Raw genomic sequence first — 22,420 nt, forward strand, 5'->3', positions numbered from 1 at the left:
TTTAACGTGGCTGTAACGCTGCACTCGCCAGATTGACGTCATTCATCCCCAGGTGACGTCCCTGCGAGCCGCCGGGCCGTTCGCTGCAACCAAAGCGCCGGCCGTTTCCCTCGGAACGTGCAGCGCGCCTCGAATCGAACGATGCTTGCAAGCGAGTTCCAACTGGCCGCATTCGCAAACGTGCTCTCGGCCGCTCTCGATCGTGCCTCTGAAGCGATTCTCTTCCTCGACGCGCACGACCGGGTTCATCACGCCAATCCTGCCGCATCAGCGCTGTTGCGTCGCGATCTCGCGACGCTGATCGGCGCCGATCTGGAGAGCCTCGGTCTGCCGGCCGACTTGGCCGCTGCGACGGCGGAGAGCACCGATGGTGACCCTTCCACTGTGGGTGACCAGGAGCCCGAATCGCGCGAGCTGACGCTCAAACACTCGGACGGCTCGCGGAGCCGGCTGCGCTGCCGTGCCCAAGCGCTGGCGGCGGATCACGCGCCGGTGCAGTCGGTTGTCTTCCTTCAGGACATTTCTGCCGAAGTGGTCGCTCGCGAGCAGAACGCATTGCTGATGTCGGTTGCCGACCGCAGCAACCGCGCCGTCGTCGTCACCGATCCCGAGCTCAAGGTCCTCTACACCAACGCGGCCTTCACCAGCATCTTCGGCTACAGCGCGCAGGAGGCGCTTGGCCGCGACGTGACAAAGCTTCTCGTCGGACCGTGCACCGCACCGGAGACAGTCGAGCGGCTGAATCAATGCGTGGTCGGCGAAACGGGCATCGAGGAAGACCTGCTGATCTACGACAAGACGGGCTGCGAGATCTGGACAACCGCCCACGTCAAGGCGCACCGGAACCAGGGCGGCAAGGTCAAATACCTGGTTGGACTGCTCAACGACATCCGCGAGACCAAGCAGCTGCGCTCGCTGCAGCAGCTGATCATGTCCTCGCTGGCGTCAGACGTCGCGATCACGACGATCGCCGACCAGCTGTGCCGTCAGGTCGAGGAGCTCGCACCGGACGTGGTCTGCTCGATCCTGCATGTCGATTCCGACGGCCACGTGCATCCGCTCGGCGGCCCGAGCCTGCCGCCGGCCTATTCGGCTGGTCTCGACGGCGTCAAGATCGGGCCCGACGTCGGATCGTGCGGAACCGCCGCCTATCTGTGCGAGCCGGTGCTGTCGCGCGACATCGACAACGATCCGCGCTGGCAGGCCTACAAGGCCGGACCGCTGGAAGCGGGCCTGCGCGCCTGCTGGTCGACCCCCATCAAGGGCAAGGACGGCCGCGTCATCGGCACCTTCGCCTTCTATTACCGCGAATGCCGCGGGCCGAGCCCCTGGCATGAGCAGATCGTGAACGCGTGCGTCCAGCTCGGCTCGCTCGCGATCGAGCGCCAGGAGGTGCGGTCGACGATCTCGCAGGTCGCTTATCACGACATGCTGACGGGGCTGCCCAATCGTGCCCGCATCCCGTCGCTGATCGCCGAAGCCATCAAGGCGTGCCCGGAGGGCGGCCATGTCGCCGTCGCCTTCCTCGACGCCGACAATTTCAAGGACGTCAACGACACCTTGGGCCATGCCGCCGGCGACGAGTTCCTGGTCGGCTTCGCCAACCGCCTGCGCGCACAGATCCGCACCGGCGACATGCTCGGCCGGCTCGGCGGCGACGAGTTCGTCATCGTGCTGCAGAACCGCGACGCGCTGGAGGCCTCGCTGGCCGCGGCGCGCATCACCGCGGCGCTGGCGATGCCGCTCACGATCGGCAAACGCCAGGTGCCGATGTCCGCGAGCATGGGGCTCAGCCTTTATCCCGACAACGCCACCGATATCGAGACCCTGATCAAGCAGGCCGACGGGGCGATGTACAAGGCCAAGCGCGCCGGCCGCGCCACCTATCGCTTCTTCAGCGCCGACATCGACAAGCTCGCCGAAGAACGGCTGATGCATTCGACGGCGCTGCGCGAGGCGATCGCCAGCGAGGCGCTGACCCTGCACTACCAGCCGCAGATTCGCACCCGCGACGGCGCCATCCATGGCGTCGAGGCGCTGGCGCGCTGGCACGATCCGGTGCTGGGCGACGTCTCGCCCGCCAAGTTCATCCCGCTTGCCGAGGAATGCGGCCTGATCGAGCAGATCGGGGTGTGGTCGATCAAGACGGCCTGCCAGCAGATGGCGTCGTGGCGCCGCGCCGGCCTCGACATCCCCTGCATCTCGGTGAACCTGTCGCCGATCAACTTCCAGAACGTCAATCTGGCGGCTGTCGTGGCCCAGATCCTGGCCGCCAACGACCTGCCGGCGAAGATGCTGATGCTCGAGATCACCGAAGGCGTGATCCTCAACGAACGCGCCACCGTGATCGCCACCATGAGCGAGTTGCGCAACATGGGCGTCGGCCTGTCGCTGGATGATTTCGGCACCGGCTATTCCAGCCTGAGCCGTCTGGCACAGCTGCCGATCGACGAGCTCAAGATCGACCGCGGCTTCATGCGCGACCTCGAGAATGGCAGGGGTACCCGCGCCATCGTGACCGCCGTGGTCAGGGTCGGCCAGAGTCTCGACGTGGCCGTCGTGGCCGAGGGTGTCGAGACCGAGGCGCAGCGCAAGCTGCTGGCCGAGCTCGGCTGCGATGCGATGCAGGGCTTCCTGTTCGCACGCCCGATGGCCGCCAGTGCCTTCAGCCGTTGGCTGCTCGACTATAGCGCACACCGCGCGAGCCTGATGCTACGGCAGGTCGGGCGCGCGCTGGCGCAGGCGGTGGGCCCATCTGCGGCTAAGCCCGCCCCGCGTCCGGTCGCCAAGGCGGCTGGCTGAGTCAGCCGGGCCGCATCGTTTCCGTCCTGCAGCCTCGCCTCCACCGTCATTCCGGGGCAATCGTCGACGCGCGCCAGCGCGTTGGCGATTGAACCCGGAATCCCGAGCTTGTTGGAAAAGAAACGTCAGACGATGTCGAGATTCCGGGTTCAAGGCCTGCGGCCTTGCCCCGGAATCACGGTGGGTGTGGAGTTGTCGACCTAACTCGATCAGCCCAGCTCAGCGCCGACCGCCGAACAGGCGGTCTACCAGCCAGCCGTCGAGTCCCGCCGCCGGCTCAGGTCGGACATTGTTACGGCCCGGGCTCGTCGGCTGCGACGAACGCGCGGAGTAGGCCGCATTGGTGGGGGCAGGGGCCGTCGGCGCTGATATCTGCGAGGCGATCTGCGCCAACGTCGGCGCCAGGCCGGCGCCTTGCGCGTTCGGGAGCGCCGCGACCGGCACGCCCTGATGTGCTGCGCGCATGAAGCGGGTCCAGACCTCGACCGGCAGTCCGCCGCCAGTGGCCTTCTTGGTCGGCGAGTTGTCGTCATTGCCGAGCCAGACGCCGGTGACGAGGTGCGCCGTGTAGCCGATGAACCAGGCGTCGCGGAAATCCTGGCTGGTGCCGGTCTTGCCGGCGGCGACCCAGCCCGGGATCTCGGCTTTCTTGGCCGTGCCCGAGATCAGGGTCTCCTGCATCATCTGGTTCATCATCGCAGCGGCGCGCGGCTCGATCACCTGCGCCGGCTGCTCGGCCTGGCGCATGTAGAGCAGCTTGCCGTCCAGCGTCTTGATCCGCGTCACCACGTGCGGCGAGACGCTGACACCGCCATTCGAGAACGGCGTGTAGGCGCCGACCAGCTCGAGCATCGAGACCTCGGAGGTGCCGAGCGCGATCGACGGGTTGGGATCGAGCTTGGAGGCGATGCCCAGGCGATGCGCGGTGCGCACCACGTTCTTCGGCCCGACCTCGAGCCCGACGCGCACCGCCACCGTGTTGAGCGACATTGCCAGCGCCTGGGTCAGCGTGACCGGGCCGAAATATTCGCGGGTGTAGTTCTCCGGCTTCCAGCCCTTCAGATCGAGCGGGGCGTCCTGGCGCACCGTCTCCGGTGTCAGGCCCTGCTCGATCGCGGTGAGATAGACGAATGGCTTGAACGCCGAGCCCGGCTGGCGCTTGGCGGTGACGGCGCGGTTGAACTGGCTGTCGGCGTAGTTGCGCCCCCCCACCATGGCGCGCACGGCGCCGTCGGGCGTCATCGCCACCAGCGCGCCCTGGCTGACGTTGAACTTGACGCTCTTGGCGGCGAGCTCGTCGATGATGGCGGCTTCGGCCACGCTCTGCAGCTTCGGATCGATCGTGGTCTCGACGATGATCGACTCCTCGACCTGGCCGACGAGATCGTCGAGCACCTCGCCGATCCAGTCGGCGACGTAGTTGACCGTGCCGGCGCCGGCCGGCTTCACCGCGACGGAGGGATGCGCGATCTGGGCCTGCGCCTGGGCGTCGGTGATGAACTTCGCCTCGGCCATCGCGGCGAGCACGGTCTGCGCGCGCTTGGCGGCGCCGTCCGGGTTGCGGTTCGGCGCCAGCCGCGACGGCGACTTGACGAGGCCGGCGAGCATCGCGGCCTCGCCGACTGTGACCTGCCGCGCCGACTTGCCGAAATAGCGCTGCGCCGCCGCCTCGACGCCATAGGCGCCGGAACCGAAATAGACGCGGTTCAGATACAGTTCGAGGATCTCGCGCTTGGAATATTTGCGCTCCAGCCACAGCGCGAGCTCGGCCTCCTGCAGCTTGCGGGCGAGCGTGCGCTCCTGGGTCAGGAACAGGTTCTTGGCGAGCTGCTGCGTCAGGGTCGAGCCGCCCTGCGACACGCCGCGATGCAGGATGTTGGCGACCACGGCGCGGGCGATGCCGACGGGATCGATGCCGAAATGCTGAAAGAAGCGGCGGTCCTCGATGGCAATGAACGCTTTCGGCAGATAGGGCGGCAGATCCTTCAGCGCGACGTTGGCGCCCGCCATCTCGCCGCGCTGCGCCAGCATCGTGCCGTCATAACCCACGATCTCGATGGTCGGCGGCCGCTTGGGGATCTCCAGCGATTGGATCGGCGGCAGATGCGCGCCGGCCCAGATCACGACGCCGACCAGCGCGATCACGCCCCACAAGCCGCACACCACGGCCCAGTAGGCCATGCGTCCGATGGACATGCCCCAGCGTGACTTGGCGCGGGCCGGCTTTGCTTTCGGTGGGGAGGCTTTCGGCTCGCGCGCCGGCAAATCGTCCTCGTCGTCCGGCTCGACCGGCTTCTTCCTGGCAGACTTCTTCGGTGCGTCCTCGCCGGCCGGAATGCGATCCTTTGGATCGAGACGCAGGTCGGCCATCGCTGCCGCAAGGCCGAATCGCGGCTCCTTGCGTCCGCCGCCCTGTTTCCGTCCCCGCGCCATACGCTACCCGAGCCCTGCCGTCCGACCACGGTAGTGAGTGGAGTTTAAGGGGCAGTTAGGAAGAGCTTAACGCGCGATTAGGAGTTCCACGCCGCGAACGCCGCGTTATGGTTAAGCCAACGTAAACGACAAACAGGCGAGGACATTCATGGGCCATATCGATCCCACCAAGGAGGTGTTCGCGCAGTTTCGCGACAACGATCGGCCGGGCCCGATCCACATGCTGAACCTGGTACGGCTGCGCAAGGAGGCTCTCTATCCCGACGGCCGCAAGGTCAGCGGCGCGGAAGCCTATGCCGCCTATGGCCGCGAGAGCGGCCCGGTGTTCGAGCGCCTCGGCGGCCGCATCGTCTGGCAGGGCCGCTTCGAGCTGATGCTGATCGGCCCACAGGAGGAGCGCTGGGACCATTGCTTCATCGCCGAGTATCCAAGCGTGCAGGCCTTCGTCGAGATGATCCGCGATCCCGTCTATCGCGAGGCGGTGAAGCATAGGCAGGCGGCGGTGGAGGATTCGCGGCTGATCCGGCATGCGGTGCTGCCGGTGGGGAAGAATTTTGGCGAGGTGCCGGCGCCGTAGCCGGCGGCCCCGAGCCGCAAATCGTCAGGCCAGGAAATCGCTCCTGTTCACCCGGCTGAGCGAGGTCTCCAGCCGCTCGCTGTCGCGCCTGATCTCCTCGACGGTTTCGAAGGTGAAACGGACGTGCTCCGCGGCCGCCGCTTCAGCGTCCTTCTGCTTGCCCGCGATTACGGCAGTCGCCAGCGCAAGATGTTGCGCGAGCAGCTGATCGCGCACGCCGTCGCGGAGATAGAGCTGCGCGCGGCTGTAGAAGATGTTGTTGCGCAGGAGATCGGCGAGGGCGCGCATGACGTGCAGCAGCACCACGTTGTGGCTGGCCTCGTAGATCAAGAGATGCAGGTCGACATCGGCTTCGCCCTCCTGCGTCGGATCCTCCAGGTGATGCGCCTTCGTCATCCGCTCCATGCATTGCTCGATCGCCTGGCGATCGACATCGGTAGCGCGCAGCGCTGCAAAGCGCGCGGCATGCGCTTCCTGGATCCGGCGGAATTCGAAGTAGTCGGCAGTCACCCGCGGCTTGTCGTGCAGGAGCGTCGCCAGCGGCCGGAGAAGCGGCGACAGGAATTGCGCGACGAACGTCCCGGAGCGGCCGCTCACCAGCAGGCCGCGGCCCTCGAGGATCTCGACCGCTTCGCGCAGTGACGGCCGCGAGATGTCGAGCTTCTCGGCCAGCTCACGCTCGGGAGCGAGCCGTTCGCCCGGGCGCAGCACCCCCTCGAGGATCAGCTTCTCGATGTGGTCGGCCATCGCTTCCGAAATCTTTGGCGTTCGCACGGGGCAACCATCCATTTGGCCGAGCAGGAGAATCCACGTCGACTATGAGCCAATTGAGCGCCTGGTCAAGCGCGCGTGCAATAGGTGGTCAAAGGTATAAGTAACTTTCCAATTGACGTATGTGGTCAAATTATTTTACCAAGCCAGAAATTCAAGATCGCGGCCAAGCGACGACCCTTTGCGCAGGAAACTCGAGGAGACGTTTTGTGACGTGGACGCAGGTTTACGACCCCTTCAACAATCCCTTGCTCTCGACCGCTGCAGCCGCGCTGCCGGTCATCGTGTTGCTCGGAGCGATCGCGATTTTCGAGATCAAGGCGCATTGGGCCGCGATCCTGGGATTGGCGGCGGCGCTGGCTGTTGCCGTGCTCGGCTTCGGCATGCCTGCGGGCCTGGCCGGCCTGTCGGCCGCCTACGGCGCCGCGTACGGCCTGTTGCCGATCGGCTGGCTGGTGCTCAACATCATCTTTCTCTACCAGCTCACCAACGAGAAGGGTGAGTTCGAGGTTCTGCAGCGCTCGATCAGCAGCCTCAGCGACGACCGGCGTCTGCAACTGCTGTTCATCGCGTTCTCGCTCGGCGCCTTCTTCGAAGGCGCTGCCGGATTTGGAACGCCGGTGGCCGTCACGGCTGCGATGCTGATCGGCCTTGGCTTCTCGCCGCTCGCCGCATCCGGTCTGTCGCTGATCGCCAATACCGCGCCCGTCGCCTATGGCGCGCTGGGCACACCGGTCATCGCACTCGCGGCGGTCACCGGGCTCGATCTCCAGGCGCTGTCCGGCATGATCGGGCGGCAGCTGCCGTTCTTCTCGCTGCTCGTGCCGTTCTGGCTGATTTGGGCCTTCGTCGGCTTCCGCAAGATGCTGGAGATCTGGCCCGCCATCCTGGTCGCCGGAATCTCCTTCGCGGTCCCGCAATATCTCGTCTCGAACTTCCACGGACCGTGGCTGGTCGACGTCGTCGCCGCCATCACCTCGATGGTCTGCCTGTGGGCCTTCCTGCAGGTCTGGTCACCCAAGCGCGTCTTGAAGGACATGCCCGAAGGATTCGGCAAAGCGCAGGCCGACGACGAGCACGAGCATCAGCCGGACAAGACCTCGACAGCGGCGATCGCCCGCGCCTGGATGCCCTGGATCATTCTCTCCGTGTTCGTGTTCGCCTGGGGCACGCCGCAGGTGAAAGCCTGGCTCGACGGCATCTGGATCGGCCGCTTTCCGGTCGAGGGGCTTCACAATTTGATCCTCAAGGCTCCCCCCGTGGTGGCGAAGCTGTCTCCCGAGCCCGCGGTGTTCGCCTTCAACATCCTGTCGGCGGCCGGCACCGGCATCTTCCTCTCGGCGCTGCTGTCGGCGCTGCTGCTCGGTTATAGCCCGCTCGGGATCGTCAGGGTGTTCGGCAGGACGCTGGCCATCGTGCGCTACTCGCTGCTGACGATCGCCTGCATGCTGGCGCTGGGCTTCGTCACCAAATATTCCGGCACCGACGCGACGCTCGGTCTGGCGCTTGCGAAAACCGGCGTGCTGTACCCGTTCTTCGGCGCCATGATCGGCTGGCTCGGTGTCGCCCTCACCGGGTCCGATACGTCCTCGAACGTGCTGTTCGGAGGCCTGCAGAAGATCAGCGCCGAGCAGCTCGGACTCAACCCGGTGCTGATGGCCGCAGCCAACAGTTCCGGCGGCGTGATGGGCAAGATGATCGATGCGCAGAGCATCGTCGTCGCCTCGACGGCCACCAAATGGTACGGCCACGAGGGCACCATCCTGCGCTTCGTCTTCTTCCACAGCCTTGCGCTGGCCGTGCTCGTCGGCCTGCTGGTGCTTGGCCAGGCCTATCTCTGGCCGCTCAAGCTGCTGGTGCATTGATGCGGCGGCGATATGCGACGGCGCGCCGGCAGGTTCGGCGCGCCGGGGTTCAACGAAAGCAGGGAGGTGAACGATGCGTCTCAGCCAATGTCACAACTTCCATGATTTCCGCCGGCTTGCGCGCCGGCGGCTGCCCGGGCCGATCTTCGACTACATCGATGGTGGCGCGGACGACGAGTCGAGCCTGCGCCGCAATAGCCAGAGCTTCGAGAGCTGCGATCTGGTTCCGAACGTCCTGCGTGGCGTGCGCGAGATCGACCTCTCGGTGACGGTGATGGGCCAGAAGCTGGCGACGCCGTTCTACTGCTCGCCCACCGCCCTGCAGCGCCTGTTCCATCATCAGGGCGAGCGCGCCGTTGCCGCGGCCGCGGCAAAGATCGGCACGATGTTCGGCGTGTCCTCGCTCGGAACGGTCAGCCTGGAGGAGCTGCGCAAGGCCCATGATGTACCCCAGGTCTATCAGTTCTATTTCCACAAGGACCGCGGTCTCAACCACGCCATGATGCAGCGGGCCAAGCAGGCCGGGGTCGAGGTCATGATGCTGACGGTCGACAGCATCACCGGCGGCAACCGCGAGCGTGATCTGCGCACCGGCTTTTCGATTCCCTTCCGCCTTACGCTGGCAGGCATGCTGCAATTCGCGATCAAGCCGATATGGGGCATCCAGTATGTCACGCATGAGCGCTTCAGGCTGCCGCAGCTGGAGGATCACGTCGACATGAGCGGCGGCGCGATGTCGATCGGCCGCTACTTCACCGAGATGCTGGATCCCTCCATGACCTGGGACGACGTCGCCGACATGGTGCGCAACTGGAACGGACCGTTCTGCCTCAAGGGCATCATGTCCGTCGAGGATGCCAGGCGCGCCGTCGACATCGGCTGCAAGGGGATCATCCTGTCGAACCATGGCGGGCGGCAGCTCGACGGCTCCCGTGCGCCGTTCGATCAGCTCGCCGAAATCGTCGATGCGGTCGGTGATCGCATCGACGTGATGATGGATGGCGGCATCCAGCGCGGAACCCACATCCTCAAGGCGCTCTCGCTCGGCGCCAAGGCCGTCGGCCTCGGACGCTTTTATCTCTATCCGCTCGCGGCGGCGGGTCAGGCTGGTGTCGAGCGCGCGCTGTCCCGGCTGCGCGAGGAGCTCGTGCGCGACATGCGGCTGATGGGCTGCACCTCCATCAGCGAGCTATCGCGGACGAACCTGCGCTTCCGGTCGCATTAGCGCGCGGCGGCGCGCTGCCGCACTCGTTGCGACCGGGCCCTTGCATGACACATAAGTTTATGCTTATGTGTCGACATGATCGAGAGCGACATCTTCAAAGCCCTGGCCGATCCGACGCGCTACGCGATCTTCGAGAAGCTCGCGGCCGGCAGGATGAATGCCAGCGCGCTGCGCGAGGGGCTGACGATCAGCCAGCCGGCGATGTCGCAGCACCTTGCCGTGCTTCGCGCTGCCGGGCTGGTGCGGGAAGAGCGGCAGGGGCGTTTCGTCAACTACGAGGTCGATCCCGATGGCCTGGCGCTGATCGCGCGCTGGCTGGCGAAGTACCGTGCCTATTGGCCGTCACGCGTCGATGCGCTGAAAACCCTGCTGAAGGAGATGGACCAATGACCGTTCTCGACGCCGATCAGCAGGGCGACAAGATCGTGCTCGACTACGAGCTCGATGCGCCGCCGGAGCAGGTCTGGCGTGCCATCAGCATCCCGGCGCTGCGCGACGCGTGGCTGCCCTCCGGCGACCTCGCCGAGCCCGCGCCGATCTCGTCTACTCCGGGCGAGGAAGTCCGCTACCGCATGCGCGACGACGCGCCGCCCTATCTCGAAAGCATCGTGACGTTCCAGGTCATGCCCAAGGCTGATGGCGGGACGCGGCTCAGGATCATCCACGGCCCGCCTGTCATGGCGCTGCTGCGGCGGACGCCGGCGGCTGCGAACAGCAACATGCGCAGCCTGATGCAAGCGGCCTGACGCTCTAACTTCTCAGCAACTCACTGAACCCGGGAGCTCGCGCATGCGCGACACGATGCAACTCGTCCCCATGGTCATCGAGCAATCGAGCCGCGGCGAGCGATCCTTCGACATCTATTCGCGGCTGCTGCGCGAGCGGATCGTCTTCCTCAACGGCGAGGTCAACGACACCGTGTCCGCCCTGGTGTGCGCGCAGCTGCTGTTCCTCGAGGCTGACAACCCGAAGCGGCCGATCCACCTCTACATCAATTCACCGGGTGGCGTGGTCACCTCAGGACTCGCGATGTACGACACCATGCAATTCGTCAAGGCGCCGGTGCATACGCTGTGCATGGGAACGGCGCGGTCGATGGGCTCGTTCCTGCTGATGGCGGGCGAGCCCGGCGAGCGCACGGCGCTGCCCAATGCCAGCCTGCATGTCCATCAGCCGCTCGGCGGCTTTCAGGGGCAGGCGTCGGACATCATGATCCACGCACGGGAGATGGAGCAGACCAAGCGCCGCATGATCCGGCTCTACGCCGAACATTGCGGTCGCAGCTACGAGGACGTCGAGCGCACGCTGGATCGCGATCACTTCATGACGGCGGATGAGGCGTTGGATTGGGGGCTGATCGACCGGGTCGTGAGGCAGCGCGAACTGGCGAGTGGCAGCAGCGATTGATCGTCTAGAAATCACCGCGCCCGACGATCGAAGTTTTGAGCGCATACATCGCCACGTCATCATGGCCGGGCTTGTCCCGGCCATCCACGTGGCTCAGCGCGCTGGGAGAGGCGTGGATGCCCGGGTCAAGCCCGGGCATGACGGAGTAACTAACTCGGACTATTGACCTTATCGTCAGCTCAGTCCCGCGAGACGCCGCTGCGTACTGGATGCCCGCCTGCGCGGGCATGACAGCGGTGGATGTGGTCGCGGCCGAGGCTACCCCGCCGCCCCCGTGTCCTCGATGATCGGGCCGAACAGCTCCCAGCGTTCGCCGTTGAAGCGCATCATCTGCATCTGCTTGTTGATGCGGAAGTCGGTCGGCGAGGTGTTGATGGAGAGACCGGGCAGCGCCAGGCTCGGCACGAAGCCCTTGATGTTGGCCGCCTGCCGCATCACGTTCTCCCGCGTGAGGTCGTCGCCGCACTGGCGCAGGATCTGCACCAGCAGCTCCGCGGTCGAGTAGCCGTAGGTGTTGACCGTGTTGAGCTTGTCGCCCTCCGGATAGTACTTGTCCATGAACTCGAAATAGGCCTTCACGCCCGCATCGTCCTTCCACTGCGGATCGGCGGGGTCCTTGCCGTAGTTGGTGCTGATGATGTCCTTGGAGATGTCGAGGCCGGCCGGTTTCAGCGTCGCCGACACCGGGCTCGCATTGATGTCGAGGATGTGGACCGGCTTCCAGGCGAGATCTGCGAGCTTCTTGATCGCCTGCGCCGCGAATTTTGGCGTCGAGGCGTTGTAGAGCAGGTCGGCGCCGGATGATTTCAGCTTGACGATCTGCGAGTCGACGGTCGGGTCGGACAGCTCGTAAGAGGCTTCCGCGACGATCATCGAGTCGGCCTTGGCGCCGAGGCCGCTGCGGAGGCCAGCGATATAGTCGCGGCCGAGGTCGTCGTTCTGGTAAAGGATGCCGATCTTGGCGTTGGGGTGGTTGGCGAGAATGTACTTCGCGTAGATCCGTCCCTCCGACTGGTAGTTCGGATTGTAGGCGATGGTCCACGGGAAGTTCTGCGGATCGGTGAAGCGCGAGGCGCCGGTCGAGGCCAGCAGCTGCGGCACCTTCTTGCCGTTGAGATATTTCTGCACGGCGGCATTCGACGGCGTGCCGATGATCTGGAAGGTGAACAGCACCTCGTCGCCTTCGACCAGCTTGCGCACCTGCTCGACCGCCTTGGGCGGCGAATAGGCGTCGTCATACTGGATCAGGTTGAGCTTGCGTCCGTTGATGCCGCCCTTCTCGTTGATCATCTTCAGGTAGGCGGCCTGGGTCTTGCCGATGCCGGCATAGGCCGAGGCGGGACCCGAGAACGGCACGGTCTGGCCGATCTTGATCTCGGTGTCGGTGGCGCCGGTGTCGTATTTCTTCTGGGCTTGGGCTGATGATGCAGGAAGCGCGATGGCAAGCGATGCAGCGAGCGCCATGACGCGTGCATTGGCGCTGAGACCGAGCAGTGACGTCCTCATGCGAGTCCTCCCTCCGGTGATGTTTGTCGATGGTCATTTTCTTCTTATGTCGCCATCGCTGCACGGGAGTGTGGAGGAAGCAAGTCGGCAACGCAACGTGTCACGCAGCGACGAACGGGCGCAATCGGTGCCGCAACGCAAAAGGGCTGCGCCATCGCGCAGCCCTTTACCGGTAAGAAGCCGTCATTCCGGGGCGCGCGTAGCGCGAGACCGGAATCCATTTGGCGTCACGTTCGATGGCGAGATGGATTCCGGGTTCAGCCCTGTCGGGCTGCCCCGGAATGACGAGAGAAGCGCGACTAGCCCGCCGGGCCCTTGTCCTCCAGGATCGGGCCGAATAGCTCCCAGCGTTCGCCGTTGAACTTCATCATCTGGAGCTGCTTGTTGACGCGGTAGTCGGTCGGCGAGGTGTTGATCTTCATGCCCGGCAGCGACAGGTCGCCGACGACGTCCTTCAGCGACGCCGCCTGCTTCATGACGTTCTCGCGCGTCACGTTGTCTCCGCACATCCGCAGCACGGTCACCAACAATTGGGCAGTGGAGTAGCCGTAGATATTGAAGTTCGAGTTCTTGTCGCCCTCGGGATAGTACTTGGCCATGAAGTCGAAATAGCGCTTCAGGCCCGCATCGTCCTTCCAGGTCGGGTCGAGCGGATCCTTGCCGTAGTTGACCGAGATCACCCCCTTGGAGGCATCGAGCCCCGCCGGCTGCATCACCGCGCCGACCGAGGTGGCGTTGATGTCGACGATGTGCACCGGATGCCAGTCGAGCTCATGCAGCTTCTTGATCGCCTGCGCGGCCTGCTTCGGCGTCGCGGCCGAGAACAGCAGGTCGGCGCCGGCCGACTTGATCTTGAGGATCTGCGAATCGATGGTCGGGTCGGAGACCTCGTAGGAGGCTTCGGCCACGATCATCGCGGTCTTGTCGCCGAGGCCGGCCTTGATGCCGTTGAGATAGTCCTTGCCGAGATCGTCGTTCTGATAGAGCACGCCGATCTTGGCGTTCGGATACTCCTTCAGAATGTACTGGCCGTAGATGCGCCCCTCGGTGAAGTAGTTGGGATTGTATCCCATGGTCCAGGGGAAGTTCTTCGGATCGGTGAACTTGGTGGCGCCGGTGGCCGCGAACAGCTGCGGCACCTTCTTGCCGTTGAGGTATTTCTGGACCGCGGCGTTGGACGGCGTGCCGATGATCTGGAACGTCAGCAGCACCTCGTCGTCCTCGACCAGCTTGCGCACCTGCTCGACCGCCTTGGGCGGCGAATAGGCGTCGTCATACTGGATCAGCTTGATCTTGCGGCCGTTCACGCCGCCCTGCTCGTTGACCATGTTGAAATAGGCGGCCTGGGTCTTGCCGATCGAGGCATAGGCCGACGCGGGACCCGAGAACGGCACGGTCTGGCCGATCTTGATCTCGGTATCCGAGGCGCCCGGATCGTACTTCTTCTGGGCGTAGGCTGACGTGACGGAGACGGTGACGGCCAAGGCAGCCGCTCCCGCGAGACGGAAAATTCCCTGTCGCATGGGGTCTATCGTTCCTCCTGAATGTTGTTATGCGGCTGGTCTACCCGGCCGGGCGCCATCGCTGCACAGCAGTGTGGAGGAAGGCCTCGGCGGACGCAAGGCGAGGGGAGCCCGGGAGCGGCGGTTCCGCGGCGATGCTTAAGGCGGGCCCGGCCTTGCTGGTTCAACAAATTCGATGTCGTCCCGGCCAAGCCCTGACGTCGCGCAGCGACGTCGGAGCGCAGAGCCGGGATCCATAGCCACCGGCCGTCGTGTGGCGAGGACTCGGAGTGGCGATCGTGCCTCGAACGTTGCCCGGGACGACTTCGATTTTGGAGCGGCTGCGCGGCCTCACATCTGGTGGCCGCGGTGCAGCCCGCCTCAACCCGCCAGCCAGACCAGCACCAGGCCGATGGTGGCCGGCACGCTCTGGATGAACAGGATCTTGCGGCTGGCGGTGGCCGCGCCGTAGAGGCCGGCGACGAGCACGCAGAGCAGGAAGAAGATCTTGATCTGGAACGCGAACGCCGGGGTCGGGTGGGCGAGGCCCCAGAACAGGCCGGCGGCGAGGAAGCCGTTGTAGAGGCCCTGATTGGCGCCGAGCACCTTGGTTGCTTCGGCGCGCTCGGGCGTGTTGTTGAAGGCCCTCAAGCCCGCCGGCTTGGTCCAGAGAAACATCTCGAGCACGAGAATGTAGACGTGCAGCAGGCCGATCAGTCCGACGACGATGTTTGCGACAAGTGCCATGGCGCGGCTCCCCCAAGCCAATCGGAAGCGCCGGTGGTGGCGATCCGTTCGATCATTCAATCATCTCTGCCCGGAGCGGCGCACGGCGACTCCGGACCTTTCGCGGTCCCCTCAGGCCGCCGGCTGTGCCGCCGTTCCGTCGTTCGCCAGCAGATGCAGCAGCGCACTCCTGATCGCGGCCTGCCGGGTCGGCGCGTTGATCTGCGCGCCCAAGAGGTCGGTGACGTAGAACACGTCGCGGGCGCGCTCGCCGAAGGTCGCGACATGGGCGGAGGCGATATTCAGGTTCAGCTTCGAGATCGCGGTCGTCAGCTCATACAGCAGGCCGGGGCGGTCGAGACCGGAGACCTCGATGACGGTGTAGAGCTCCGACCATTGATTGTTGATGGTGACTTCCGGCTCGACCGAGAACGCCTTGTGCTGCTTGCCGCGGTTGGTCCGCCGCGCCACGGCGTCGGGCAGCCGCAGCTGCCCTTCCAGCACCTGCTCGATGGTCTCGCCGATCCGCGTCGCGCGCCGGCCCTCGTCCTCGTCGCGCTCGTATTCCCTTGATATCGCGATGGTGTCGAGTGCGCGGCCGTCGGTGGTGGTGTAGATCTGGGCATCGACGATGTTGGCGCCGGCCGAGGCACAGGCGCCGGCGATGATCGACAGCAGCCACGGATGGTCCATGGCGAAGATCGTCAGCTCGGTGACGCCGCGCGCCGGATCGAAGCCGACATTGATCGCGAGCTTGTGGCCGGCATCCTCGCTCGACCGCACGAAGCGGGCGTGCCTCACCTTGCGCGGCAGCTCGACCTTGAGCCAGTAGGCCGGGTAGTGCCGGCCGATATAGGTCTCGAGCTCATCCGCAGGCCAGTCGGTGAAGGCGTTGCGGAATTCGGCCTGTGCCGCGGTGATGCGCTTGGCGCGGTTGACCTCGGAGAAGCCGCCGGTCAGCACCGGCTCGGTCTCGTAGTACAGCGTGCGCAGGAGCTGCGCCTTCCAGCCATTCCACACGCCGGGGCCGACGCCGCGGATGTCGGCGGTGGTCAGGATGGTCAGGAGCTTCATCTGCTCGACCGACTGCACCACGGCGGCGAAATTCTCGATCGTCTTGCGGTCGGACAGGTCGCGCGACTGCGCCACCGTCGACATCGTCAGATGCTCCTCGATCAGCCAGGCAATCAGCTCCGTATCGGCGTTGCTGAAGCCGAGCCGCGGGCACAGCCGTCGCGCGATCTTGGCGCCGGCGACCGAATGGTCCTCGGGCCGGCCCTTGGCGACGTCGTGCAGCAGCACGGTGATGTAGATGACGGCGCGGTGCTCGGGCCGGATCTTGCGCATCAGGTCGGAGGCGAGCACGAACTCGTCGTTGCCGCCGCGCTCGATCTCCTGCAGGAAGCCGATGCAGCGCATCAGGTGCTCATCGACCGTGTAGTGATGATACATGTTGAACTGCATCATCGACACGATGCGGCCGAAGGCGCGAATGAAGTGGCCGAGTACGCCGGTCTCGTTCATCCGCCGCAGCACGGTCTCGGCATCGTTGGAGGTCAGGATCTCCATGAACAGCCGGTTGGCCTCGGGATCGTCGCGCAGCTCGGTGTTGATGAGATTCAGCGAACGCGACACCGCGCGCATCGCATCCGGATGGAAGGCGAGGTTGTTCTTCTGCGCCAGCCGGAAGATGCGGATCAAATTGACCGGGTCGTGCTTGAAGATGTCGGGGGCCGCGAGATTGATGCGGTTGTTGTCGACGATGAAATCGTCGCTCTCGGGCACGCGCCGCCAGGTATTGCCGGGTTTCAGGCGCGAGATCATCCGGCTCAGCACCGGCGCCGCCTTGGCCTGCTGGTCCTCGAGCTTGGCGCACAGGATCGCGGTGAGGTTGCCGACCTCCTTGGCGACCAGGAAGTAGTGCTTCATGAAGCGCTCGACATCCTGCATGCCGGGGTGGCTGGTGTAGCCGAGCCGGACCGCGATCTCGCGCTGCAGGTCGAACGACAGCCGCTCCTCCGGCCGGCCGCTGACGAAATGCAAATTGCAGCGTACCGACCACAGGAAGTCGGCGCAGCGCCGGAAGGTGCGGTATTCGTGCGCATCGAACACGCCGCGCTCGACCAATTCGGCGGTCTCGCGCACGCGATAGACGTATTTGGCGATCCAGAACAGCGTGTGCAGGTCGCGCAGGCCGCCCTTGCCATCCTTGACGTTGGGCTCGACCAGGTAGCGCGACTGGCCGCCGCGGCGATGCCGCTCCTCGCGCTCGGCGAGCTTGGCGGCGACGAATTCGGCCGCGGTGCCCTGCACGACCTCGCTGTCGAAGCGCTGCACCAGCTCGTCATAGAGCGGCCGGTCGCCGGCCAGGTAGCGGGTCTCCAGGATCGCGGTGCGAATGGTCATGTCGCCGCGCGCCTGGCGTATCGACTCGTCGACCGAGCGGGTGGCGTGGCCGACCTTCAGCCCCATGTCCCACAGCGAATACAGGATGGCTTCGGCGACCTGCTCGCCCCAGGCGGTCTGCTTGTAGGGCAGGATGAACAGCAGATCGATATCCGACTCCGGCGCCATCAGGCCGCGGCCATAGCCGCCGGTCGCGACGACCGCCATGCGCTCGGCGCCGCTCGGCACCTGGGAGCGGTAGAGGTGCTGGGTGGCCGCGGCATAGAGAACGCGGATGATCTCGTCCTGCACGAAGCATAGCCGCTCGGCGCAGCGCCGGCCGTGGCGGTCCTTGAGCAGCTGCGCCTGGGCCGCGGCGCGCGCCTTGACCAGCTCCGCTTTCAGGAACTGTACGACGGCGGCGCGGAACATGTCCTCCCGGCCGGAGTGCTGCTGTGCCAGGGCATCGACGGCCGCGGCAATGCCGGCGCTGTCGAAATCGTCCGACGTGAAGGCTTTGGAATCTGTGGCGACGCTGTCCATGGATGCAACCGGATATCGAACAAGGCCTGTGCTGTCACGAAACTTCCAATGCAACAATCAATCCATGCTGTCATCGGCGGTGAAAGGATGATGATCATGCTCGTAAGGGCGTCGAAAGGGAAAGCAATTCTCGCGCGCCCCTGGCATAACGCGTTGAAACAACAGCAATGTTCTCTGAGATCTGGAGGGATGAGAATGCGTGGAGTGACGAGGCGCGGACTGGCCGGGCTTGCTGCCGTGGTTCTACTGGGATGCGGCGCTGCAACAGCCGCCGAGCCGGTGAAGGAGATCCGCATCGACTGGGCGACCTATAATCCGGTGTCGCTGGTCCTGAAGCAGAAGGGGCTGCTGGAAAAGGAGTTCGCCAAGGACGGCATCAGCATCGTCTGGGTGCAGTCGGCCGGCTCCAACAAGGCGCTCGAATTCCTCAACGCGGGCTCGCTCGATTTCGGTTCGACCGCCGGCTCGGCCGCGCTGGTCGCCAAGATCAACGGCAATCCGATCAAGTCGATCTACGTCTATTCGCGGCCCGAATGGACGGCGCTGGTGACGGGCAAGGAGTCCAAGATCGCCTCGGTCGCCGATCTCAAGGGCAAGCGCGTCGCGGTCACCCGCGGCACCGATCCGCACATCTTCCTGGTGCGCGCGCTGCTCGGCGCGGGCTTGACCGACAAGGACATCACGCCGGTGCTGCTGCAGCACGCCGACGGCAAGGCGGCGCTGATCCGCGGCGATGTCGACGCCTGGGCCGGGCTCGATCCGATGATGGCGCAGGCCGAGGTCGAGGAGGGCGCAAAACTGTTCTACCGCAAGGCCGACGCCAACACCTGGGGCATCCTCAACGTCCGCGAGCAGTTCCTGAAGGACAATCCGGAGATCGTCCGCCGCGTGCTCGCGACCTATGAGGTCGCGCGCAAGGATGCGCTGGCCAATTACGACGACCTGAAGAAGACCTTCATCGCGGTGACCAAGCTGCCGGAGGCGGTGGTCGACAAGCAGCTCAAGGAGCGCACCGAGCTGACCCACAGCCGCATCGGCGCCCCACAGCGCGACTCGATTTTGGCGGCCGGCCTCGCGCTGCAGCAAGCCGGCGTGGTGGACGCCAAGGTCGACGTCAAGGCCACGCTGGACGCGTTGATCGACGACCAGGTGCCGCTGCCGACGAACTAGCATCGCTTCGGTCTGGCCATCTAGGCCCGCCAAAAAAACCGGTGTCGTCCCGGACAAGCCTGCCAACGCGACAGCGTTGGCGGGCGCAGATCCGGGACCCATACGCCGTGACGCCTGTGTGAGGCGGGCTGGGAGCGGCATCGCGCCTCACAACAACCGCCGCGGGGTATGGGTCCCGGCGCGGGGGCCGGGACGACACCGGATTTGTGGCGCCGCCGTTGGATCACCCCCCGCAGGTGCCACCATCCGCCGCTTCACCATCCGCGCCATCACCCCACCTTGCATTCCCACGCCAGACGCTGTTCTCACTATGAGCATGACCGTCGAACTCCAGGCCCCCGCCGCCACGGCGCCCTCGCAGACCGCAAGCCCGCTTTGGCTCACCCGCCTGGCGCGGCCGCTGCTCGGGCTGCTGCTGCCGCTGTCGCTGGCGCTGGCCTGGGAGCTCGCCGTCTGGGCCGGCTGGTCGAACGGCCGCCTGGTGCCGCCGCCGTCAAAGGTCTTCACCACCATTGCCGAGCTCGCCCGCTCCGGCGAGCTGATCCGCCACATCACGATGACCCTGACCCGGGTCGGCATCGGTTTCGGCCTCGGCGTCGCCGCCGGCACGCTGCTCGGCGGCATCTGCGGCTACTGGAGCCTCGCCCGCCGGCTGATCGATCCGACCGTGCAGGCGCTGCGCGCGATCCCGTCGATTGCCTGGGTGCCGCTGTTCATTCTGTGGCTCGGCATCTTCGAGACCTCGAAGGTGGCGCTGATCGCGGTCGGCGTGTTCTTCCCGGTCTATCTCGGGCTGACCGGCGCGATCCTGTCGGTCGACCGCAAGATCTTTGAGGTCGGCCGCGTCTTCCGCCTCTCCGGTCCCGCCATGATCCGCCGCATCCTCCTGCCTGCGGTGCTGCCGGCCTATGTCGTGGCGCTGCGCGTCGGCCTGGGGCTGGGCTGGATGTTCGTCGTCGCTGCGGAGTTCATGGGCGCCTCCGAGGGGCTCGGCTACCTCCTGATCGACGGCCAGCAACTCGGCAAGCCGGCGCAGATCGTCGCCGCCATCGTTATCTTCGCCATCATCGGCAAGGCGACCGACTGGCTGCTGGAGATCGCGACCGCGCCGCTGTTGCGCTGGCAGGACAGCTTTGCACGCCAGGGCGGGGCGGCGTGATGCTGCAGCTCCAATCCGTCACCAAGGTCTATCCCAACGGCGTCCATGCGCTGGAGCGGTTCTCGTCGGAGATCCAGCTCGGCGAGATCATCGCCATCATCGGCGGCTCCGGCTGCGGCAAGTCGACGCTGCTGCGCGCCATCGCTGGGCTCGACCGCGCCAGCGCCGGCAGCGTGACGCTCGACGGCGAGGCGATCACGGCGCCGCATGCCAAGGTCGGCATCATCTTCCAGGAGCCGCGCCTGCTGCCGTGGCTGACCGTCGCCGACAATATCGGCTTCGGCCTGTCGGACTTGCCCGCGGCCGAGCGCCGCGAGCGCGTCGCGCGTGCGCTCGAACGCGTCGGGCTGTTTGACAAGGCCAAGGTCTGGCCGCGCGAATTGTCCGGTGGCCAGGCGCAGCGCGTCGCGATCGCCCGTGCGCTGGTGGCGCAGCCGGAGGTGCTCTTGCTCGACGAGCCGTTCTCGGCGCTCGACGCCTTCACGCGAAAAGACCTGCAGGACCATCTGCTCGACCTCTGGGCCGATACGCGCCCGACCCTGGTGCTGGTCACGCACGACGTCGAGGAGGCGGTGGTGCTGGCCGACCGCGTGCTGGTGATGCGGCCACATCCCGGCCGGCTATTCGAGGAGATCACCATCAATCTGTCGCGGCCGCGCGACCGCAATGCGCCGCTGTTCGAGCAGTTCAAGCGCCACGTGCTGACCGCGCTCGACAGATCGCTCGACCGGACGGTGCCGGATACGCAGGGCAGGCGTGAGCCCGGCGGCGGGCTGTGGTGGTGACAGCGGCGGCCTGGCCCGGTACATCTGTTCGGAAATGAATCCGGGAGAGAGAACGACTATGGATGCTGCCGAGCTGCGCGCCATGCAGGCGCCGATCAAGGAACGCTACAAGGCTGACCCCTCCGCCGCCGTGATCACGCTGAAGGCCAAGGGCGAGGTCGGCGGCGACGGCCTGACCTGCAAGCTCGAGACCGGCCGCGCCATGGCCGTCGCCGGCCTGCATCCCGCCACCGGCGGCTCCGGCCTGGAATTGTGCTCCGGCGACATGCTGCTGGAGGCGCTGGTCGCCTGCGCCGGCGTCACCCTGAAATCGGTCGCGACCGCCGTCGAGGTCCCGCTCAAGAGCGGGCAGGTGCTGGCCGAAGGCGATCTCGACTTCCGCGGCACGCTCGGCGTCGACAAGGAGGCCCCGGTCGGCTTCCAGGAAATCCGCCTCCGCTTCGAGGTCGACACCGACGCCCCTCAGGACAAGCTCGACCTGCTGCTCAAGCTCACTGAGCGCTATTGCGTGGTCTATCAGACCATCAAGAACGGCCCGAAGGTCTCGGTGAGCCTGAAGCGGGTGGCGTCGTAGCCTGCCACCACGTTGTCGTCCCGGCGAACGCCGGGACCCATAACCACCGTCGGTCAGGGTTCCCCCCGGCTGGTGACCCCGACCTTCTCTTTCCCATGACCTCCTGTGGTTATGGGTCCCGGGTCAGCGCTTCCACGCGACGATGCCCAGCGCATCGCCGCGTTCCGCTTGCCCGGGACGACGGCTGAACATGTCCTTCGACTCCTCCTTCCTCCTGCTGCTCGGCTTGCGCATGGCGATCGCCGCGTCGTTCGTCGTGTCGGCATCGATGATTGCCGAGCGCACCGGGCCGGTGATCGGCGCGCTGGTGGCGACCTTGCCGATCTCGGCGGGACCGACCTACGTGTTCCTGACGCTCGATCACGACGCAGCGTTCATCGCGCAGGGCGCGCTGAGCAGTCTGCCGATCAACGCCGCGACCATCTTCCTCAGCCTCGTCTATGCGGTGCTGGCGCAACGCCACAACGTGCTGGTGGCGAGCGCCACGGCGGTTGCGGTCTGGCTCGGCCTCGCATCGCTGATCAAGAGCGTGCAGTGGACGCTTCTGATGGGGATTGCCGCCAACATCGTCACCTTCGCGATCTGCTTGCCGTTGCTCGCGCGCTATCGACACGCGAAAATGCCGCTGATCACCAGGCGCTGGTACGACGTGCCGCTGCGCGCCTCGCTGGTCGCGACACTCGTCGCCACGGTGACCTCCGTGTCAGGATGGGCGGGGCCGAGTGTCTCCGGCATCCTCGCGCTGTTTCCGATCGTCTTCACCTCGATGATGCTGATCCTGCAGCCGCGCATCGGCGGCCCTGCCACCGCCGCCGTGCTTGCCAACGGCGCCTGGGGCCTCATCGGCTTCTCGCTCGCGATCATCGTGCTGCATCTCGGCAGCCTGCACCTCGGCGCAGTGGCCGGCCTGAGCGGCGCGCTCACGACCTGCGTGGGGTGGAATCTGGGGCTTTGGCGGCTGGGGCGCCGCAGGGCAGCCCGCGCCTGATC

General features: G+C 65.9%; 18 protein-coding genes. 12 read left to right on the forward strand and 6 right to left on the reverse strand.

Translation table 11 applies throughout. From position 1 onward, the window contains the following. Positions 1-141 precede the first annotated feature (141 nt). Complete coding sequence (locus ACQR1I_RS00340; RefSeq protein WP_434865209.1) at positions 142-2,802, forward strand: EAL domain-containing protein; 2,661 nt, start codon at positions 142-144, stop codon at positions 2,800-2,802. A gap of 219 nt (positions 2,803-3,021) precedes the next feature. Here ACQR1I_RS00340 and ACQR1I_RS00345 read toward each other — a convergent pair whose 3' ends face one another. Beyond that, complete coding sequence (locus ACQR1I_RS00345) at positions 3,022-5,235, reverse strand: transglycosylase domain-containing protein (RefSeq protein WP_434865210.1); 2,214 nt, start codon at positions 5,233-5,235, stop codon at positions 3,022-3,024. 148 nt (positions 5,236-5,383) lie between these two features. On the opposite strand from ACQR1I_RS00345, the gene ACQR1I_RS00350 reads away from it, so the two are divergent. Then, positions 5,384-5,812 carry a DUF1330 domain-containing protein gene (locus tag ACQR1I_RS00350; RefSeq protein ID WP_434865211.1) on the forward strand — a complete coding sequence of 143 codons (429 nt, stop codon included), beginning with the start codon at positions 5,384-5,386 and terminating at the stop codon, positions 5,810-5,812. A gap of 24 nt (positions 5,813-5,836) precedes the next feature. On the opposite strand, the gene ACQR1I_RS00355 is transcribed toward ACQR1I_RS00350, so the two are convergent. Further along, positions 5,837-6,559, reverse strand: a complete 723-nt coding sequence (locus ACQR1I_RS00355; protein WP_434888696.1) for an FCD domain-containing protein — start codon at positions 6,557-6,559, stop codon at positions 5,837-5,839. A 233-nt stretch (positions 6,560-6,792) separates the two neighbouring features. Here ACQR1I_RS00355 and ACQR1I_RS00360 point away from each other — a divergent pair, with 233 nt between their 5' ends. The 5 genes from ACQR1I_RS00360 (at position 6,793) to ACQR1I_RS00380 (ending at position 11,080) form a co-directional block, all read left to right on the forward strand. Then, positions 6,793-8,448: an L-lactate permease gene (locus ACQR1I_RS00360; RefSeq protein ID WP_434865213.1), complete on the forward strand. Its 1,656-nt coding sequence runs from the start codon at positions 6,793-6,795 to the stop codon at positions 8,446-8,448. Between the two features lie 73 nt (positions 8,449-8,521). Beyond that, entirely contained in the window at positions 8,522-9,673 is a 1,152-nt protein-coding gene (locus ACQR1I_RS00365) for an alpha-hydroxy acid oxidase (RefSeq protein WP_434865214.1), read from the forward strand. Between the two features lie 75 nt (positions 9,674-9,748). Further along, on the forward strand, positions 9,749-10,063 hold the full coding sequence (locus ACQR1I_RS00370; RefSeq protein WP_434865215.1) for an ArsR/SmtB family transcription factor: 315 nt from the start codon (positions 9,749-9,751) through the stop codon (positions 10,061-10,063). Beyond that, positions 10,060-10,419, forward strand: coding sequence for an SRPBCC family protein (locus tag ACQR1I_RS00375; protein WP_434865216.1), 360 nt, complete (start codon positions 10,060-10,062; stop codon positions 10,417-10,419). The genes ACQR1I_RS00370 and ACQR1I_RS00375 overlap by 4 nt, the downstream gene beginning before the upstream one ends. A gap of 43 nt (positions 10,420-10,462) precedes the next feature. After that, positions 10,463-11,080: an ATP-dependent Clp protease proteolytic subunit gene (locus tag ACQR1I_RS00380; RefSeq protein ID WP_434865217.1), complete on the forward strand. Its 618-nt coding sequence runs from the start codon at positions 10,463-10,465 to the stop codon at positions 11,078-11,080. A 258-nt stretch (positions 11,081-11,338) separates the two neighbouring features. Here the strand turns inward: ACQR1I_RS00380 and ACQR1I_RS00385 are convergent, their stop codons facing one another. From ACQR1I_RS00385 to ACQR1I_RS00400, 4 genes are all read right to left on the reverse strand, one after another. Further along, positions 11,339-12,586, reverse strand: coding sequence for an ABC transporter substrate-binding protein (locus tag ACQR1I_RS00385; RefSeq protein ID WP_434865218.1), 1,248 nt, complete (start codon positions 12,584-12,586; stop codon positions 11,339-11,341). A 299-nt stretch (positions 12,587-12,885) separates the two neighbouring features. Then, positions 12,886-14,109 carry an ABC transporter substrate-binding protein gene (locus tag ACQR1I_RS00390; protein WP_434865219.1) on the reverse strand — a complete coding sequence of 408 codons (1,224 nt, stop codon included), beginning with the start codon at positions 14,107-14,109 and terminating at the stop codon, positions 12,886-12,888. 360 nt (positions 14,110-14,469) lie between these two features. Beyond that, complete coding sequence (locus tag ACQR1I_RS00395) at positions 14,470-14,835, reverse strand: DUF1304 domain-containing protein (protein WP_434865220.1); 366 nt, start codon at positions 14,833-14,835, stop codon at positions 14,470-14,472. 111 nt (positions 14,836-14,946) lie between these two features. After that, positions 14,947-17,742 carry a [protein-PII] uridylyltransferase gene (locus ACQR1I_RS00400; protein WP_434865221.1) on the reverse strand — a complete coding sequence of 932 codons (2,796 nt, stop codon included), beginning with the start codon at positions 17,740-17,742 and terminating at the stop codon, positions 14,947-14,949. Positions 17,743-17,937: 195 nt separating this feature from the next. Between ACQR1I_RS00400 and ACQR1I_RS00405 the strand changes: the two genes are divergently transcribed. The 5 genes from ACQR1I_RS00405 (at position 17,938) to ACQR1I_RS00425 (ending at position 22,418) form a co-directional block, all read left to right on the forward strand. After that, on the forward strand, positions 17,938-18,912 hold the full coding sequence (locus tag ACQR1I_RS00405; RefSeq protein ID WP_434865222.1) for an aliphatic sulfonate ABC transporter substrate-binding protein: 975 nt from the start codon (positions 17,938-17,940) through the stop codon (positions 18,910-18,912). Positions 18,913-19,222: 310 nt separating this feature from the next. After that, the gene (locus ACQR1I_RS00410) at positions 19,223-20,071 is read left to right on the forward strand and encodes an ABC transporter permease (protein ID WP_434865223.1); all 849 of its coding nucleotides are present in this window, start codon (positions 19,223-19,225) and stop codon (positions 20,069-20,071) included. Continuing rightward, on the forward strand, positions 20,071-20,856 hold the full coding sequence (locus ACQR1I_RS00415) for an ABC transporter ATP-binding protein (protein ID WP_434865224.1): 786 nt from the start codon (positions 20,071-20,073) through the stop codon (positions 20,854-20,856). Before ACQR1I_RS00410 ends, ACQR1I_RS00415 begins: the two co-directional genes overlap by 1 nt. 58 nt (positions 20,857-20,914) lie before the next feature. Beyond that, on the forward strand, positions 20,915-21,430 hold the full coding sequence (locus ACQR1I_RS00420) for an OsmC family protein (RefSeq protein ID WP_434865225.1): 516 nt from the start codon (positions 20,915-20,917) through the stop codon (positions 21,428-21,430). A 190-nt stretch (positions 21,431-21,620) separates the two neighbouring features. Continuing rightward, complete coding sequence (locus ACQR1I_RS00425) at positions 21,621-22,418, forward strand: hypothetical protein (RefSeq protein ID WP_434865226.1); 798 nt, start codon at positions 21,621-21,623, stop codon at positions 22,416-22,418. Positions 22,419-22,420: the final 2 nt, after the last annotated feature.

Origin of the sequence: Bradyrhizobium sp. HKCCYLS2038 (assembly GCF_051167655.1) — a bacterium.
Taxonomy (GTDB): Bacteria; Pseudomonadota; Alphaproteobacteria; order Rhizobiales; family Xanthobacteraceae; genus Bradyrhizobium.

Coding starts and splice junctions, on each gene's coding strand:
- ACQR1I_RS00400 (WP_434865221.1), bottom strand. CDS start 17,742: ATGGACAGCGTCGCCACAGATTCCAAAGCCTTCACGTCGGACGATTTC.
- ACQR1I_RS00415 (WP_434865224.1), top strand. CDS start 20,071: ATGCTGCAGCTCCAATCCGTCACCAAGGTCTATCCCAACGGCGTCCAT.
- ACQR1I_RS00385 (WP_434865218.1), bottom strand. CDS start 12,586: ATGAGGACGTCACTGCTCGGTCTCAGCGCCAATGCACGCGTCATGGCG.
- ACQR1I_RS00395 (WP_434865220.1), bottom strand. CDS start 14,835: ATGGCACTTGTCGCAAACATCGTCGTCGGACTGATCGGCCTGCTGCAC.
- ACQR1I_RS00420 (WP_434865225.1), top strand. CDS start 20,915: ATGGATGCTGCCGAGCTGCGCGCCATGCAGGCGCCGATCAAGGAACGC.
- ACQR1I_RS00410 (WP_434865223.1), top strand. CDS start 19,223: ATGAGCATGACCGTCGAACTCCAGGCCCCCGCCGCCACGGCGCCCTCG.
- ACQR1I_RS00365 (WP_434865214.1), top strand. CDS start 8,522: ATGCGTCTCAGCCAATGTCACAACTTCCATGATTTCCGCCGGCTTGCG.
- ACQR1I_RS00340 (WP_434865209.1), top strand. CDS start 142: ATGCTTGCAAGCGAGTTCCAACTGGCCGCATTCGCAAACGTGCTCTCG.
- ACQR1I_RS00380 (WP_434865217.1), top strand. CDS start 10,463: ATGCGCGACACGATGCAACTCGTCCCCATGGTCATCGAGCAATCGAGC.
- ACQR1I_RS00345 (WP_434865210.1), bottom strand. CDS start 5,235: ATGGCGCGGGGACGGAAACAGGGCGGCGGACGCAAGGAGCCGCGATTC.
- ACQR1I_RS00405 (WP_434865222.1), top strand. CDS start 17,938: ATGCGTGGAGTGACGAGGCGCGGACTGGCCGGGCTTGCTGCCGTGGTT.
- ACQR1I_RS00355 (WP_434888696.1), bottom strand. CDS start 6,559: ATGGCCGACCACATCGAGAAGCTGATCCTCGAGGGGGTGCTGCGCCCG.
- ACQR1I_RS00370 (WP_434865215.1), top strand. CDS start 9,749: ATGATCGAGAGCGACATCTTCAAAGCCCTGGCCGATCCGACGCGCTAC.
- ACQR1I_RS00350 (WP_434865211.1), top strand. CDS start 5,384: ATGGGCCATATCGATCCCACCAAGGAGGTGTTCGCGCAGTTTCGCGAC.
- ACQR1I_RS00390 (WP_434865219.1), bottom strand. CDS start 14,109: ATGCGACAGGGAATTTTCCGTCTCGCGGGAGCGGCTGCCTTGGCCGTC.
- ACQR1I_RS00375 (WP_434865216.1), top strand. CDS start 10,060: ATGACCGTTCTCGACGCCGATCAGCAGGGCGACAAGATCGTGCTCGAC.
- ACQR1I_RS00425 (WP_434865226.1), top strand. CDS start 21,621: ATGTCCTTCGACTCCTCCTTCCTCCTGCTGCTCGGCTTGCGCATGGCG.